At 42.7% G+C, this 16243-nt stretch carries 16 protein-coding genes; 3 read left to right on the plus strand and 13 right to left on the minus strand.

Features of this window, described 5'->3' with window-relative positions:
• Positions 1-21 precede the first annotated feature (21 nt).
• The 4 genes from lepA to gpr all read right to left on the minus strand — a co-directional run bounded on the left by lepA (position 22) and on the right by gpr (position 5276).
• Positions 22-1857 carry a translation elongation factor 4 gene (gene lepA / locus FZC78_RS00385; RefSeq protein ID WP_148937728.1) on the minus strand — a complete coding sequence of 612 codons (1836 nt, stop codon included), beginning with the start codon at positions 1855-1857 and terminating at the stop codon, positions 22-24.
• Between the two features lie 421 nt (positions 1858-2278).
• On the minus strand, positions 2279-2614 hold the full coding sequence (locus FZC78_RS00395) for a YqxA family protein (protein ID WP_252183458.1): 336 nt from the start codon (positions 2612-2614) through the stop codon (positions 2279-2281).
• A gap of 25 nt (positions 2615-2639) precedes the next feature.
• A complete protein-coding gene (spoIIP, locus tag FZC78_RS00400; RefSeq protein WP_148937731.1) occupies positions 2640-3845 on the minus strand; it encodes a stage II sporulation protein P in 1206 nt (401 codons plus the stop codon).
• A gap of 300 nt (positions 3846-4145) precedes the next feature.
• Positions 4146-5276: a GPR endopeptidase gene (gene gpr / locus FZC78_RS00405; RefSeq protein WP_148937732.1), complete on the minus strand. Its 1131-nt coding sequence runs from the start codon at positions 5274-5276 to the stop codon at positions 4146-4148.
• A gap of 202 nt (positions 5277-5478) precedes the next feature.
• On the opposite strand from gpr, the gene rpsT reads away from it, so the two are divergent.
• Complete coding sequence (gene rpsT, locus FZC78_RS00410) at positions 5479-5730, plus strand: 30S ribosomal protein S20 (RefSeq protein WP_148937733.1); 252 nt, start codon at positions 5479-5481, stop codon at positions 5728-5730.
• Positions 5731-6773: 1043 nt separating this feature from the next.
• Here rpsT and holA read toward each other — a convergent pair.
• Positions 6774-7811 carry a DNA polymerase III subunit delta gene (gene holA, locus FZC78_RS00420; RefSeq protein ID WP_148937734.1) on the minus strand — a complete coding sequence of 346 codons (1038 nt, stop codon included), beginning with the start codon at positions 7809-7811 and terminating at the stop codon, positions 6774-6776.
• A gap of 292 nt (positions 7812-8103) precedes the next feature.
• Between holA and FZC78_RS00425 the strand changes: the two genes are divergently transcribed.
• Positions 8104-8238: a YqzM family protein gene (locus tag FZC78_RS00425; RefSeq protein ID WP_148937735.1), complete on the plus strand. Its 135-nt coding sequence runs from the start codon at positions 8104-8106 to the stop codon at positions 8236-8238.
• A 185-nt stretch (positions 8239-8423) separates the two neighbouring features.
• On the opposite strand, the gene FZC78_RS00430 is transcribed toward FZC78_RS00425, so the two are convergent.
• The 3 genes from FZC78_RS00430 to FZC78_RS00440 form a co-directional block, all read right to left on the minus strand.
• Positions 8424-10721 carry a DNA internalization-related competence protein ComEC/Rec2 gene (locus FZC78_RS00430; protein WP_148937736.1) on the minus strand — a complete coding sequence of 766 codons (2298 nt, stop codon included), beginning with the start codon at positions 10719-10721 and terminating at the stop codon, positions 8424-8426.
• A gap of 6 nt (positions 10722-10727) precedes the next feature.
• Positions 10728-11282, minus strand: coding sequence for a ComE operon protein 2 (locus FZC78_RS00435; RefSeq protein WP_148937737.1), 555 nt, complete (start codon positions 11280-11282; stop codon positions 10728-10730).
• A 74-nt stretch (positions 11283-11356) separates the two neighbouring features.
• Positions 11357-11974: a helix-hairpin-helix domain-containing protein gene (locus tag FZC78_RS00440; RefSeq protein ID WP_148937738.1), complete on the minus strand. Its 618-nt coding sequence runs from the start codon at positions 11972-11974 to the stop codon at positions 11357-11359.
• Between the two features lie 193 nt (positions 11975-12167).
• On the opposite strand from FZC78_RS00440, the gene comER reads away from it, so the two are divergent.
• Positions 12168-12989 carry a late competence protein ComER gene (comER, locus tag FZC78_RS00445; RefSeq protein WP_148937739.1) on the plus strand — a complete coding sequence of 274 codons (822 nt, stop codon included), beginning with the start codon at positions 12168-12170 and terminating at the stop codon, positions 12987-12989.
• Positions 12990-13703: 714 nt separating this feature from the next.
• Here comER and FZC78_RS00450 read toward each other — a convergent pair.
• From FZC78_RS00450 to yhbY, 5 genes are read right to left on the minus strand one after another with little or no spacing between them, the layout of a single operon-like run.
• Positions 13704-14450 (minus strand): class I SAM-dependent DNA methyltransferase, encoded by a 747-nt coding sequence (locus tag FZC78_RS00450; RefSeq protein ID WP_148937740.1) that lies wholly within the window; start codon positions 14448-14450, stop codon positions 13704-13706.
• The gene (rsfS, locus tag FZC78_RS00455; RefSeq protein ID WP_148938119.1) at positions 14447-14803 is read right to left on the minus strand and encodes a ribosome silencing factor; all 357 of its coding nucleotides are present in this window, start codon (positions 14801-14803) and stop codon (positions 14447-14449) included. The genes FZC78_RS00450 and rsfS overlap by 4 nt, the downstream gene beginning before the upstream one ends.
• 4 nt (positions 14804-14807) lie before the next feature.
• Positions 14808-15374: a bis(5'-nucleosyl)-tetraphosphatase (symmetrical) YqeK gene (yqeK, locus tag FZC78_RS00460; RefSeq protein WP_148937741.1), complete on the minus strand. Its 567-nt coding sequence runs from the start codon at positions 15372-15374 to the stop codon at positions 14808-14810.
• Positions 15367-15936, minus strand: a complete 570-nt coding sequence (locus FZC78_RS00465; protein ID WP_148937742.1) for a nicotinate-nucleotide adenylyltransferase — start codon at positions 15934-15936, stop codon at positions 15367-15369. Before FZC78_RS00465 ends, yqeK begins: the two co-directional genes overlap by 8 nt.
• Positions 15937-15948: 12 nt before the next feature.
• Positions 15949-16242, minus strand: coding sequence for a ribosome assembly RNA-binding protein YhbY (gene yhbY, locus FZC78_RS00470; protein ID WP_148937743.1), 294 nt, complete (start codon positions 16240-16242; stop codon positions 15949-15951).
• Between the last annotated feature and the right edge of the window lies 1 nt (position 16243).

The raw sequence follows: 16243 nt of genomic DNA on the forward strand, positions 1-16243 counted from the left end.
TAGAATTTTTAGTTAAAAATCTTACTTAGAGCCGCCGTCGTCATCCATTTTCAGGACGGCCATGAACGCCTCTTGAGGAACTTCAACAGAACCAACCTGCTTCATTCGCTTCTTACCTTCTTTTTGCTTTTCAAGAAGCTTACGTTTACGTGAAATGTCTCCACCGTAACACTTAGCGAGTACGTTCTTACGGATGGCTTTGATCGTGGAGCGAGCCACGATTTTCTGGCCGATTGCTGCTTGAATAGGAACCTCAAACTGCTGTCTCGGGATGAGTTCCTTTAACTTATCAACAATAATCTTTCCTCTATCATACGCAAAGTCTCTATGGACGATGAAGCTTAAAGCATCAACCTGCTCTGCATTCAAAAGAATATCCATTTTCACAAGTTTGGATTCTTTATAGCCTATGAGTTCATAATCAAATGAAGCATATCCTTTAGTACCTGATTTCAACTGATCAAAGAAATCATAGACGATTTCAGCCAAAGGGATTTCATACACAATGTTAACGCGGGTTTCATCCATATACTGCATATCGATGAAATTTCCCCGTTTGCCCTGGCATAATTCCATGACAGCTCCAACATAGTCATTCGGCACCATCATTGTGGCTTTAACATAAGGTTCCTCAACACTCTCGACCTTTTGCGGGTCAGGCATCATGGAAGGATTATCGACCTTAAGCTCTTCGCCATCTGTCAGCAGCACATTGTAAATAACACTTGGGGCAGTTGTAATTAAATCGATCTTGAATTCGCGTTCAATACGTTCCTGGATGATCTCCATATGGAGCAGTCCAAGGAATCCACATCTGAAACCAAATCCAAGTGCCTGAGATGTTTCCGGCTCATACTGAAGGGCTGAGTCATTAAGCTCCAGTCTTTCCAAGGCTTCACGAAGGTCATTGTACTTTGCCGAATCAATCGGATACAATCCGCAATAAACCATCGGATTAAGCCTTCTGTATCCAGGAAGAGCCTTATCTGCAGGGTTCTTCGCGCCTGTAATGGTATCACCGACACGTGTGTCCCCAACATTCTTAATGGCAGCCGTTAAGTATCCTACATCTCCGACAGTCAATTCTTTAGTAGAAGTCGCTTTTGGAGTGAACACTCCCACATCATTGACTTCGAATTCCTTGCCGGTTGCCATCATCTTGATCTTGTCGCCGACCTTCACTGAACCTTCCATAACACGGATATAAGCAACGACTCCCCGATAAGAATCATATAGAGAATCAAAGATCAGAGCCTGCAGAGGCTTATCTGGATCCCCTGTTGGCGCAGGAACCTTTTCAACTACCTGCTCAAGGATATCCTCAATGCCGATTCCCGCTTTTGCTGAAGCAAGGACTGCTTCAGATGCATCCAACCCGATGACATCTTCCACTTCCTGCCTTACGCGTTCCGGGTCTGCTGCTGGAAGGTCAATTTTATTGATGACCGGCAGAATTTCCAGGTTGTTATCTAGTGCCAGGTAAACATTGGCAAGCGTCTGGGCTTCAATTCCTTGGGCCGCATCGACGACAAGAACTGCACCTTCGCATGCTGCCAAGCTTCGGGATACTTCATAGGTAAAATCGACGTGGCCAGGTGTATCAATCAAATGGAAGATATATTCTTCCCCATCTTTTGCCTGATATTTTAGTTGAACAGAATTCAGCTTGATTGTAATTCCACGTTCCCTTTCCAGGTCCATTGAATCAAGCAGCTGCTCTTTCATTTCTCTGGCAGTCAATGCCTTTGTTTTCTCAAGAATTCTATCTGCCAAAGTAGATTTTCCATGATCTATGTGAGCAATGATAGAAAAGTTACGTATTTTCTGTTGTCGTTTTAATTTTTCCTCACGGTTCATTACTTTCAACTCCTGTTAATCGACGCATGTACACTATTTTGAATTATATCAGTACACATAGCAATATTCAATCATAACCATGAGAGTGCTTGGAAATGTGGCAGTCAGGTGGTTTTGTACCCGGCACGGAGTTTTCTCGTATCCTAGTATCACCGCTGGATGCTTTCAGGTTCAGCGGTGGTCTCTAGAGTATTCCCTTGAGATTCTGGTAGAGCCTATTCCATGACTCCCCCGAGGGATACCTGCGGCTCTGTTTTGTCCTTCTGGTTTCTCTCATAACGTGCACTATGTACACCTGCAACACTTTGCGTCTAAGTGCCCTCTAAAGTTCTTCTTGAGAGCCGAACAGATCCCCGCTTTTCTGCACAAGTCAAAAAAATCATTTCTAAACAAGAAAAAAGACGCCGCAGCGCCCTTAATTTCATATCAACGATGAAACAAATTCGACTGTCTTTTCAGTAATGCTTTTCACTGCCCCTGCTACAGATTTCCCTATTTCCGAAAAAAAATTAAAGCTTTTCATTTCCTCGAGCTTCTTTTTTTTCTCGGTAATAGAGGCACTTCCCATTTCCTGCCCTAAGAGGGAGGCCTCGATATTCCCTGTCTCGTCTTCCGATATTGTCAGTGGTGTACCAAACCCATCCTGGTCATACCCCTTCATATCCCTGATCCCGTCATTTGCTTTCTGCATTCCGATTAGAACTCCGACGAATAGTATGGAAACCAGCAGTATGCTTTTCAGTACGAATCCTCTCATTTTGTTCATCCTCTTCTAATATTGATCATTGACTGGACGCAGGAGCTGAAATGACATGTCCGACTTTATCTGCCTGCCAGTAATATTCCGAGAACACATCAGCCAATGCCGCGGACGACCGGTTCAGCTCCTCAAAGGTATTATCAACTCCCCCGAACTCCACCAGCAGAGAATTGCCGGTCAGATCCTGATTGAACTTTCCATTGGTCCCGCTGCCTTTTTTAACGAAAACCCCTCTGGAAATTCCCTTATACTTTGAATCAAGCTGGTTATGAAGTTCAGTTGCAATCTTGAGATTTTTTTCATAGTTCGGATGTTCTGCTCCAACTACAAATGCTAGTTTTGCGTATGGCTGGCCATTGATGCTGGCAGTGGTGATATCCTTTCTTTGTGAATCTCTGTGGATATCAATCAGATAGATCAAATCCTTATTTCCTGCCATCGCTGCTTGTGCGACCGGCCGGGATTCCTGATAGGCATACCAATAATCGAGCCCTTTCTTATCCAGGTTCGCTATAACATCCGTTTTGTCTATCATTGTGCCGATACCCCTGTTTTCCAGTTCTTCTTTTAATTTATCTCCAACTTTCGTGACATTTATTTGCGAATGATGAGCTAAATTGGGATTTGTTACATCTTTTAGGTAAGGAAGATAAGATTCCCTTGTGTGTGTGAAGTAGAGATACACTGTTTTCTTATCGCCAGTTGTCTGGCCCTTGTTATCCGGATTATCACTGGAAGAAGGATTTTCTATTTTTTCCGTGTTCTGCAGCTGCGCATCATTTTCTGAATTAAGCGCTTCAGCCGGCGGGACGGATTCATAAGGCATATTTGTAAAATCAGTACCTTCCCCTGCAACCAGAATTTCTGAGTCGAATATTGAAAAGCCAGGAAGCTCCCTTCCGAGAAAACTACGGGGATCTTCGAAACTGACATTGGTAGCCAGCCTGAAAATCAGATTGGACATGGAAGGCAGCTCTTCTTCCGCCGGGTCTGCCGCCTTGAACGCCCGGTTTTCCATAGTGAAAAGATTATATAACATCGCTCCAGAAACATTTTCAGCTGCATGATTCACAGAACTTGAGCTGATCCTGTATTCAGGCTTGAGCGATGTGAGTATACCCGATAAAGAAAAAATCGAAAGAAGGCCAAAAACAAACGCCAGGATCCCCTTAACTATTGTCGATAGATTCACTGCTACAACATAATTGGACGACTTATACGACTTCATTATTCCACCCTTCCTTCTCGACTCTAGTACAAAATATGATAGAGATAGAAAAAGTAGAACCGGAAAATAGATGCTCGGAGAAAAGCAGATTTTAATGCAGGGAGTATCTTGAAGCCTATAGATCCAGGGCGAAATTGACTAACATATTGATTTTCACCACTAATCAAGGGACATCTTTCCTTATGATATACAATACTGCCGCCGCCAGGGACATCATTTTCTCTTTGAGTTCAACTGGATATAGTTCTCAATTAAAAAGCAACTAAAAAAGCACAAGCCAAAGGGCTTATGCTTATACGTTCAATGAGTTTTAAATCCTGTATCCCCTTGATTCACGGCTTGATGCAGCGCCGCATTCAATCCGCTTGCCACGAGGTTGGCCATGTCTTCTATGAAAACATCCACTTCTTTAGGGGTCACCATCAAGTTGTGTCCGATCGGCGCAAGCACTTCATGGATGAGCTTTCTTTTCTCTTCATCTTCAAGAGTGCCGACTATCCCAAGGAATGTTTTTCTATGGTGTTCTTCAGGCAGGTCTTCCTCTGTCAGTTTTCTTCTTTCGCCGAATGTCATGCCGGCTGGTGAAAGGGCACGGGATGGTTTATCTCCTTCTTTTAACTCTTTGCCAAAATGCTTAAGGAGAAAATCGACGGTGTCGCTTACGATGGTCACAGCATCCACAACGGTTGGAATGCCAATCGCAAAAACCGGGACTCCAAGGGTCTCTTCATCAAGCCCTTTCCGTTTATTTCCGACCCCTGAACCCGGGTGGATGCCTGTATCGGAAATCTGGATAGTAGAGTTGACTCTTTCGATAGAACGGGATGCCAGTGCATCAATCGCAATAACGAAGTCCGGTTTTGATTTTTCAACGACACCAAAAATGATATCGCTCGTCTCGATGCCAGTAAGGCCCATTACCCCTGGTGCAAGTGCTGACACCGGCCGATACCCTTCCCGAACAGATTCAGGCTGAAGCTCAAATAAATGGCGAGTTATAATCAAATTTTCACAAACCAGCGGACCAAGTGCATCTGGTGTTACATTCCAGTTTCCCAGCCCGACAATCAAGCAGCTGGCATCCGGACTAATTCCTTTATTCTTTAAAAAAGAACTGAATTCTTTTGCAAACACCTCTTCAACCTTCTGCTGAAGATCTGCCTGGCTCTGCCTGATACTATGTGCCTCCAGCGTTAAATAGTTCCCGGCTTTTTTTCCGAGTAATTCTTCGCCTTCTTCTGTTATGGTCACATGGGAGACACTGATACCATCAATTTCACGTTCATTGACGATGACACCATTTAACCCGGAAGCCTCCTGTGCTTGATCGGCATCTTTACTCTTCTCTGCAAGCACCATCTCCCTTGCCTCCACAGCAAGGTCGGTTCTAATAGCGTATTTGCTTAGATCGACTGTTTGTTTTTCTTCCATTCTTGACAGCCCCCTTGAATTTTCTTCATATCACTATCTTGCGCCATAGAGGAACTTTCATTCATTCTATTATCTTTTTCAATCGAAGAGTATTGCAATATATACGGCGATTTGATAAAATATCATTTGTTCTGATTAAATTTAGGAATTGTAAAAATCGAGTACAATATAATTCTCGATCGCTTTGTAGGAGGTGACAGGAATGCCAAATATTAAATCTGCTATCAAACGCGTAAAAACGAACGAAGCAAAGAATGCACAAAACGTAACTGTAAAGTCAGCTATGCGTACTGCAGTTAAAAAAGCGGAAGCTGCTGCACAAAACAACGATGATAACGCTAAAGCATTAGTTTCCGAAGCAGTTAAGCATTTAGATAAAGCAGCTCAAAAAGGTCTTATCCACAAAAACGCTGCTGATCGTTCAAAATCACGCTTAATGAAAAAAGTTAACTAATTTCTTTCACTTAAAAAACGATCTCTCATAACTGAGAGATCGTTTTTTATTTGTTGAGTGATTCACACCCAAAAACAATGTCTACTGATTTCCACTCCAGGTGCGTGACTCCGCGGGGCGTGCGGTGAGCCTCCTCGGCTTCATAAAAAGCGGAAGCGGCCGTTCAGCGACGTACAGATTTTAGGGCTCTCGCATGAGATAAAGGAATCACGAAGAGCGTAAGCGATTCGATGATGACTTATCGCAAGGAGAGAGACCGAAATCTGCTAGTCGCTGGCCGCTGAAGCTAGATTCGCCTGTGGGGTCTCACTGTCACCAAAAGTGGAAGCACCTTGGTCAGGCCCGACAGGCAAATAACCTCAAGAGAAAAAAGGTGCTCTTTCCTTTTATTCTCTTGAGGTTATTTGACCCCGAGGGGCTAGGTGCTGGAACTAGACGCCCGCTAGTCCCGCAGGAGGTCACGCACCTTCCGTTCCAATCAAATAATTGCTCGATTTTTTAGAATTAACAACTCTCCTTCATATTAATATGGATTGAAAGTGTATAGGAAATTGTGCGACAAATTTTGAAGAACAAAAAGTTCTGTCATTTGCTATTTAGGGTGCAATGTGTAATTGAACAAATTTACCAGCAAGAATACCGTTAAATCATCAAAAAAGGAGTGGCAAAATCAATGCGATTTGACACTCCTTTTAGTGTATTATTTTTATTTTGCACTCGAAAACAGAACCCGTTACTATTTTTTAGTCTTTTGAGTAAAATAAGGGGAATTTTCCCCTCTATTATTGCTATTTTCGCTGATATTTATTAGTTAAGGGGATTTTTACCCTTTAAGTTCCCTTAACAATGGTTTGGCGGATTTTCCGCCATGCCCAACAGAGTCATAAAGGCAGTGAAAAAAATTCCTTTAACCTTTAAAGTAGCAATATACTGTAAAAGGCATTTCTTTTTGTAAAGAAATATAGCTTTTTTTAAATCTCAACTCCATGTTCAGTGAGGTGATGCTCGAATTCCGACTGCCAAGAGGAACATCCAAGCAATCCCTACCTCGCATTACTCAACGATTGTCCATGGAGTTTAAAGAGGAATAATTCTATGATCATTTCCTTCTTCTGGCGGCCGGTTTTCATTTCGAAATCTCCTTGGGCAAGCAGTTCTATGATCACAGACAACTGCTCATCGGAAAAATGTTTCGCCTGGCCGGCTGCCAATTTTACCCTGAATGGATGGACACGCAGGAAGCCGGCTATCTTTTGCTGCCCGTATCCCCTTCTAGCCAATTCTTTGACTTGATAGATCAGCCTGAACTGTCCGGAAAGGACTGCCAGGATTTTGATGGGTTCTTCATTTTGCTTTAACAAATCATAATAGATCCTTAGAGCCTCTTCCGTCTTACGCTGAACCACTTTTTCGACAAGCGCAAAGATGTTCTGTTCCAGGGAGCGTGCAGTCAAGGCTTCTACGACCGCTTCATCAATCCGATTTGTATCACTCGCATACAGGGAAAGTTTATCGATTTCTTTTGTCAGCATCATTAGATTGGTCCCCGCAAGAGCTACCAGGAGATCGATGGCCACTTCATCAATCTGGACCATGTTTGCTGCACAGCGTTCCCTCACCCAGGTCTTCAATTCTTTTTCGTTCAATTTTTTGGCTTCGAGAACTTCTGCATCTTTCTTTAAAGATTTGGTGATTTTCTTCCGTTCATCGAGCTTTTCATACGGCGCAGAAATGATAAGAATTGTGTAAGGAGCTGGAGAGGAAAGGTACTGTTCAAATTTTTTAATGTTGTGCTCTACCTTTTCTTTTGTTTTCTCTGCCGTCAAAAAAACGGGATTATGTAATACAACAACACGCCGTTCCCCCATGAAAGGAAAGGTCTCTGCATCCTCTATGGCTGTTTCCACAGGAGTTTCTTCCAGATCGTAGGAGGAGAAATTGAAATCCATTTCTTCCTCGGATACAGCATGTCCGACAATTTTTTGCTGCGTTTCATTTATTAAAAATGTTTCTTTGCCGTATAATAAATATATGCTGGCAAATTGTTTATTTTCAATTTTCTTCCAAATATCAATGACCAAGATTGCACTCTCCATTTTTATGTGATAATACTATCGTAAAAAAGGTTTGCAGTTTTGACAAGTGGAAAGGGGACGCCCCAGGATGAGGACACCCCCTAAATCTATATTTAACGCCGATGAAAAAGACCTAGGAACCTTTTTTGACCGGCGGTATCTCCCTTGTAATTATAGTGTCACCCAACAATGTGAACATATATGTGACAACTCTTGTCAGTAAAGGAAAATGTAAAGTGCAAGTATAGATTTTTTTGGGGGAATCATCTATACTTAGATAGAAATAGGAGGGGTACTTATGAACGAATTCGAAAAAAATGTCCAATCGAAAAGAAATGATGCAGTGGATTCTGGCGTTGGTTTCATCGTATCTTTCGGTTTCTTTGCCATATTGTTCGTCATGGCAGTAGTCATTAAGTACATAGGTTCTTAATGAACATGCACGGAGTTCGCTGATTGCGAACTCCTTTTTCGTTTTAAAGCAAATCATAGGCCAGCTCTTAAGGATTAAACTTTCTTTCCATATCCAGCTTCAGAGCACGAACTGAATTAAAGGAAAACGCGCCTTTTTCTGTGCGGGGCGATCCGTTTTTGTTCTTTTCTTTAACTTAATACATCTTATGGGATAACTGTCTTGAACGTTCCTTTGGTGCCCAAATATTTATAATGTACCGCTCCGGAGTCGGCAGTGCTATAAATTATTATTCCTTGGCTTTTAAGTCTGTTGAGGACTTCAGGGTCAGGATGTCCATACCTATTATCCTTTCCTGCTGATATGAGTGCAATATCAGGCTTCAGTGTCTCCAGGAACGAATCGCTCGTCGATGTCTTGCTTCCATGGTGGCCTACTTTGAGGACATCGGCTTCCACCTTCCATTTTTCGATTAACTCACCTTCTCCATTTTCCTCCAAATCCCCAGTGAACAGCCACTTTTTCCCTCCCATTTTTCCAAACAGCACGAGTGAATCATCGTTCCCCACGTAGTGATCATCAAATGGGTAGAGAAAAAGAAAATCAGCGCTATTAGTGCTCCATTCCTCCCCTGCACCTGCAGACCTCACTTTAACTTTCAACTGTTTTGCCTTTTCAGAAAGGTCCTGAATCACGGTACTTTGCTGAGAACCTGGTGTAATGAGAATTTCCCCAACATTTATCGATTCTATCAATTCTCCGGCTGCTCCTGCGTGATCAAAGTCACTATGTGTCAGTATTAACTTATCGATTCTCTGGATGCCTCTGCTCTTCAATAACGGCAAAAGCACGTCTGCACTGATCGAATATTCTTGGCTCCGCTTCTGCCAGGCTTCTTCCCGAAAAATCACCGCTCCCCCTGTATCGATCATATAAACCCCTTCATTGAAAGGCAGGTCGATGATCAGGCAGTCCCCTTGGCCTACATCCACCATGATGACTTCTCCATAGGGATTCATAAAAATAGATAGTTTATGCAAAACCAAAAGAAGGACCAATGGAAGCAATGCGGGTCCCCAGGCAGCTTTTTCAGCCTTAATGAAACAGAATCCGGATGCAAGGATATACAGGAAGGCAAGAAGAATTGGGGGCTTTCCGGATGAAAATGTGATCAGCGGCAGGCTGTTCAAATGATGAGACACTGAATCTGCTATGATGACGGCTCCATTCAAGAAAGGAAATAGAACACTGGCAGCAGGCGAAAATAGTATCATGAAAAGAAAGGACAATAAAGAGAGTGGAAGCAGGATAATCGTGAAATAAGGGACATAAAAAGAGTTCACTACAAATCCAATAAGAGAAAACTCATAGAAGTGCCATAGAAGGACCGGTATCGAACACACCTGACATACAGCTGTCACTAAGAAGATAAGTTTCCATTTTTGTGGGCAGGCTGCCAAGATACGGTTTGAGGAAAGGACGAGGGAGAAGCTGACTAGGAAGGACAATTGAAACCCGATATTTTCCGTAGCGAATGGATCGATGAATAAATACAGCAAAAAGACTAGTGAGACAGCATCCAAAGGTGACAGCTTCCAGCGGAAAAAACCTGAAAGAATCACAGCACACATGATACCTGAAGCTCTTATTACCGGCGGCGCACCTCCCGTCAACAGAACATATAAAGGAAGGATCACAAGCAGAATCAGTTGAACATATTCCCTCGGGATGCCAATCCTTAATAAAATATAATAAAGGGCCGCAAACAGCATCCCTACATGAAGACCTGAAATGGCAAGAAGGTGGATGACTCCAAGACGCTGGTAAGCTTCCAGCGTTTCTTGTTTAATCAAATCTCTTTCACCAAAAACCAGTGCAGCAGATATACCTGCAGCAGCTTCGGGAAACTTTTGATGGATGGATGCTATCCCTTCTTCCCTCCACCTTCCCATTTCTTCAAGAAGGGATGTTTTTGGGTATGAGCATTGATCATCATTAAGGCTGTTAACCTGTAAAATCCAGTGGATCTGTTTTCCGTTCAGGTAATCTTGATAATCAAAACTGTTAAGGTTTCTGGACTGTGCAGGCTCTTTGAGTTCGCCGGAAACCTCACACTTTAATCCTGTGTAGGTCATGTCCTCCAACACATCCTTTTGTCCTTCATCAGGAATCTTATAACGGAGGATAACAGATTCACCATTTTTCACCACAGCCAGTCCCATAAGCCTGTCTCCGTCAATTTCCGGTTTCTCTTTGAAGGTAATCGAGTACTTGGTTTGATAGGGAGAAAGCTCTGTGGCATTCTTTTCTATTTGAATAGACGCGAGAAAATATGAAGCAGGAAGAAGCAGCAAGGTAAACACAAGTGACAGTGTGGGGAGTATACGTATGAGGAGGATCGAGAGGAAAACAGCCAGAAAAAATGCACCCCATTGAAAGTGAAGTGCAAGTGAAGTACCGGCAAGGCAGGATAGTGCTGGATAAATAAGTTGTCCTTTTTTCAAGAAAAATTACTCCTTGAAAACTTTCTCATGGTCAATTTTATATTTGCTTAGTTCTTCCCTGTCTAATCCCAGTTCCTCAAGCTTCTTCAACATGCTCCGGCTCAAGTCCCTCTGCTGTTCATTGTTCCCGTTTCCTTCAAAAGGGACCTGTTCTACATGGACTCCTGCCTGTTCAAAAAGCTCTAAGGCATAGGGATGATTTTTATAACTTTCCGCAAAGAACACCTTTTTTATTCCTGCCTGGATGATGCCTTTGCAGCATTGAAGACATGGAAAATGGGTAACATAAATTTCTGCATTATCTGTCGGCACACCGAATTTGGCACATTGGATGATCGCATTCATTTCTGCATGAACCGTCCTCACACAATGGTTATCGATCACATAGCAGCCTTCATCCACACAGTGGACCCCTCCTGCAATCGAGCCATTATAGCCTCCTGCAATGATTCGTTTGTCGCGGACGATTGTTGCGCCTACTGTCAGACGGGTACAGGTGCTTCGGAGTGCAAGTAAATGGGATTGAGCCATAAAATAATTGTTCCATGAGATACGTGGCATAAATAAACTCCTTTATTCGATTTCTCTTGGGATAAGTGTAAATGAAAATGACAAAATGGGCAAAGGGAAGCCTCTCAATTTACAGTGATATTTTCTTTGAGCTTATCAAAAGTACCCTCTCCAATCCCTGATACCTCCATTAACTCTTCAATTGTTTGAAAAGGACCATTTTCTGAACGGTAATCAACTATCGCTTTGGCTTTAGCAGGCCCTATCCCAGGCAGACTCTCAAACTCCAACGCTTCCGCCTGGTTGATATCCAGCATCTCTTCTCCTTCAGGAATAGCAACAGAGGCTGGGAATGCTCCAGGTTCCCCTTCCTCCGGTACATAGATTACCATTTCATCAGTAACCCGCTGCGCGAGGTTCACGCTCGTGTCTTGTGCAGCTTCAGTAAAACCCCCTGCCCGGATAATAAGATCGTTCACCCTTTCACTTTGAACAGCCTGATAGATCCCGGGCTTATGAACAGCTCCTTTTACATCAACGAAGATCTCTTTATTCAAAGGCTGGGCAGCCTCTTCTTCATGTGCAGAAGGAACCTGATCATCCTCCATCGGCAATGGCTCATTTTGAATATTTCCAGGGGCACTTTGTCCGCCAGATCCATTCAACAAAATGAATAGGACCATTAGAACTGCGATTAAGATAATGACCGGAATTTTATACTTATCCAGAAACGACTGTAACATGGATTATTCTCCTTTAAATTGCATATTCGAGATTTACTGCTCATAGGAATGATAAGGGAAAGCTCTTTTGACAGGGGTATATTTTGCGTTTCAGTAACCTTTTACTGCCTAAGGACACCAGCTTTAAAGGAATTGGGCCTATGAGATAGCTGCTAAACATGCATGAGAATGGATTTTAGAAGGAGGGCAGCACATGAAGGTAGGAATAGTGGGAACAGGCAATATGGGCGGCATATTAATCCAAGCTTTTGTTGAGTCAGGAGCAATTTCTCCTTCTGACCTCAATGTAGTGAATCGAACAAGAAGCAAGGCAGAAATGTTACGGGAAAACTATCGTGATATTTCCATATATAATGAGCCAGCCAAGGTCATTCAAGACTCTGATGTGGTTTTTATTTGTGTCAAACCACTGGATATTTTCGAGGTCCTGAAAAATAATCAACACCATTTCACTAAGGAGAAATGCATTGTATCCATTACAAGCCCTGTGAGCGTCGAGCAGATCGAGTCTCTTGTGGACTGCTCAAGCATGAGGGTCATCCCGAGTATCACCAACCGGGCATTCAGCGGAGTCTCTCTCTTTTCGTTTGGCTCAAAATGTACAGAAGAATGGAAGCAGGCAATATGGGAGCTTCTAAATTCCGTCTCCACCCCTGTCAGTATTGATGAAAGCATCACACGGGTTTCTTCGGATATTGTCAGCTGCGGACCGGCTTTCTTCACTTATTTAACAAGAAAGTTCATCCAAGGGGCTGTCAGCGAAACTGAAATAGACGAAGCGACGGCAACTATCCTTGCTTCTGAAATGCTGATTGGATTAGGAGAATTGCTGAAGAAAGAGGTATATACACTGGATGCCCTGCAGGAGAAGGTATGTGTCAAAGGCGGAGTTACAGGAGAAGGCATAACTGCCATGGAAGGACAAATAGGAAGTCTGTTTCATGAACTGTTTAAAGCCACTCACAGAAAGTTTGATGAAGATATTTCCGAAACGAAGAAGCAATTTGGAATCTGACTATTATCTAATTCTATAACCGGATAGGAAATCCTTTATTTTTCGAAAAGAAAACAGAGTACTTTATGCCTGCAGACAAAAGCGGGCTTTCAAAGCTGGATATATATACTTTCATTACACAAGTGCCCCTTTTGGCTCCGGCAGGAAAATAGCAGCTGGAGAGAAATTGGGCTTTCTTTTTTCTCAAGTATTGACCCTGAGGTGCGCTAAGTCCGTTCCTGTGGATACAGACCGGAGAATGATTGTCCATTCCCCCAGCAGGAGGTAAGATACAACTAACCTTTTAGAGTTTGAATGTCTGTGATTAAGTAACTAGCGGTAAAAATAAGGGAAGTTTTTTCTCTTATTTGCAGGCTTGGCCTCAATTTGTTGGTTAATAGGGGAAGTTTTCTCCCTTATTTGCAGAAAAGCACCTTATTTTAAGTATTTTGAGTTCAATAAGGGAATATTTTTCCTCTAATTAAGCTGTTTTAGGTGCTATTTACTAATTAAGGGAACTTTATTCCTTTATAAAAAAGCGCTATCGCCCTTTTGACCCCGAGAGGCTAAGTCCGCTCCACTTGGTACGGACTTTGGGCTCTGGAGCTGGATTTAGAGACGATGCGAAATTATTTATTAAAGAACTAAACGGCTGTTGATCACCAGGCAGTTAGTTCATGTTTAATTATCAAAAAAAAGAACGAAATCCTATACGATTTCGTCCTGCATACTTACTTATTTTCGTTTACAAGTGAAGAAGATCCTTTCACTGAGATCCCCAGGCGGGACATCCGTGAAATCAGCTGTAATGTCCATCACTTCGAATCCTGATTCCTTCAGCCAGTTTTCCAAAGTCAGAATGGGGAATGTCCGTTGATGGTGGAGTTCCTCCATGCGTTCATACTGACCTGTTTCATCATCTCTAACAAAGAAGGTCAGTTCATGTTCAACACTGTTTGGCTCTTCTCCTGGAAAGCAGTCCCAAATATAAGATACCTCTTCATCGTTATAAGTAAAGGTCTCATTCAAAAATATCTGAGTGATTTTGAAAATGGAGTGTACGTCGAATAAAAATAAGCCATCCTCCCGCAGGTGTTCTCTTACGTGTTTAAATGTACTGATGACTTTTTCTTCTGTTTCCAAGTAGTTTAATGAATCACAAAATATAGAAATGATATCAAAACTGCCCAACCCTTGGAGTTCACTCATATCCTGCTGATATAACGGAAGCTGCAGGCCTTCATTCTCTGCTTTTTCCCTGGCCATGAAGAGCATGTCTTCAGACAGGTCGATACCGGTTACTGAATACCCTTCTTTTAAAAGCCTCAAAGACAGCTCACCCGTCCCGCATCCCAAATCCAAAAGCTCCCTGCCGCTGACTGCGTGTTTATCAGCCTGGGCCTGGACGAATTCGACCCAGGAATCATAAGGGACATCCTTCATCAAGTAATCATAAATGTAGGCGAACTGCTGATAACTCATTGCTCGATCTCGCTGCTTACATCAATAAGCGGTGCATCTCCCCAGAGCCTTTCCAGTTTATAATATCCTCTTTCTTCTTTATGGAAAACATGTGCTACAACATCACCCATATCGACAAGCACCCAGCGAGCCTCATCGAAGCCTTCCATACGCTTCACATCATGTCCATTCTCTTCAGCTTTTTCCTTCAATTCCCTTGCAATTGCCTGAACCTGTTTGTCAGAATTACCATGGCAGATCACAAAGTAATCCGCGATCAGCGAAATGCCCTTCATATCAAGAGCAACAATATCTTCTGCTCTTTTATCATCCGCCGCTATATATGCAACTGTAAGCAAGTCTTTACTGTTCATCATATCAACTCCTATTTTTTAGAACTAATTCATTAAATGTGTAGAAGGTCTCTGGAAAAACAGCCTGGTTCTTCTTCATCAAAAATGTGATTGAGTTTCTGATGGAAAGAATCAATGCCTCTTCAAGATTATCTTTTGCCAATTCCCTCACTTCATCCACTCCAGGAAAACGCCTGCCCGGCTCGATATAATCAGCAAGATATATAATTTTTTCAAGATTTGTCATTCCCGGCCTTCCAGAGGTATGGAAACGAATGGCGTCCAGAATTTCCTCATCCTCTACACCCGCTTCTTTTCTCACGAGATAAGCTCCCACAGGGGCATGCCATAATTCAGCGTTATACTCCAAAAGGCGTTTATCCATTCCTTCTGTTTCAATGATTTTCTTCATTTCTTCTTTCGGACGGAATTTTGCATAATCGTGAAAGATTGCTGCCATTTCAGCTTTATCTCGATCTGCATTGTATCGCTCCGCCAGTTCAATCGCTGTTTCCATAACGCCAAGTGTATGCAGATAACGGTGTTCTGTCAGCTGAGCCCTGACAAGATCTAAAGCCTGATCTCTATCCATATAGTTTCCCCTCTCGTATATAATCTGACACCCCTTCAGGAATAAGGTACTTCACAGTCTTTCCTGCAGCGATTCTGTCTCTGATCATTGTCGAAGAGATTTCTATTTGCGGGACATCAGCCATAATTACATTATAAGGAGAATCCGTCTCATATCCAGTTCGCTGGACTCCAACAAATTGGATAAGCCGGGACAATTCTTCGATCTTATGCCACTTAGGCAGATAGTCAATCATGTCTCCGCCTATGATAAAGTGAAACTCTGAATCGGGTTCTCTCTCAATAAGAAGTTTGATCGTCTCGTAGGTATAAGATGGACCTTCCTTCTCCAGCTCGATTGGTTCAAGCACAAACCGCGCATGATTCTCTATAGCGCAGATGACCATTTCTTTGCGCTGTTCTGAAGAAGTGTCTCCTTTTATTTGTTTATGAGGGGGGCTCCCCGCCGGCATGAACCTGACTTCATCCAGACCAAACTGGTCCAGAACCTCGTTTGCTATGATTAAATGCCCCAAATGCGGGGGGTTGAATGTACCCCCTAACAAACCAACTCGCTTACCCATTTTGGACCTCCTTTATCTAGGAAGTTCGATTTTTTTGTTTTCCTTTGATTCCTTGTACAGCACAATTGTCATGCCAATGATTTGAACGATATTCGCACCCGCCCCAGAAGCCAGTTCATCTGCCACGGTGTCCTTATCTTCATCACAGTTTTGCAGAATGCTTACTTTAATCAGCTCTCTCGCTTCCAGTGCTCCACTGATTTGCTTAATCATATTTTCGTTGACTCCGCCTTTACCGACTTGAAATATCGGATTAAGATGGTGAGCCTCTGAACGTAAAAATCTCTTTTGTTTGCCAGTTAACATA

This window comes from Rossellomorea vietnamensis (genome assembly GCF_008180415.1).
GTDB lineage: Bacteria > Bacillota > Bacilli > Bacillales > Bacillaceae_B > Rossellomorea > Rossellomorea vietnamensis_C.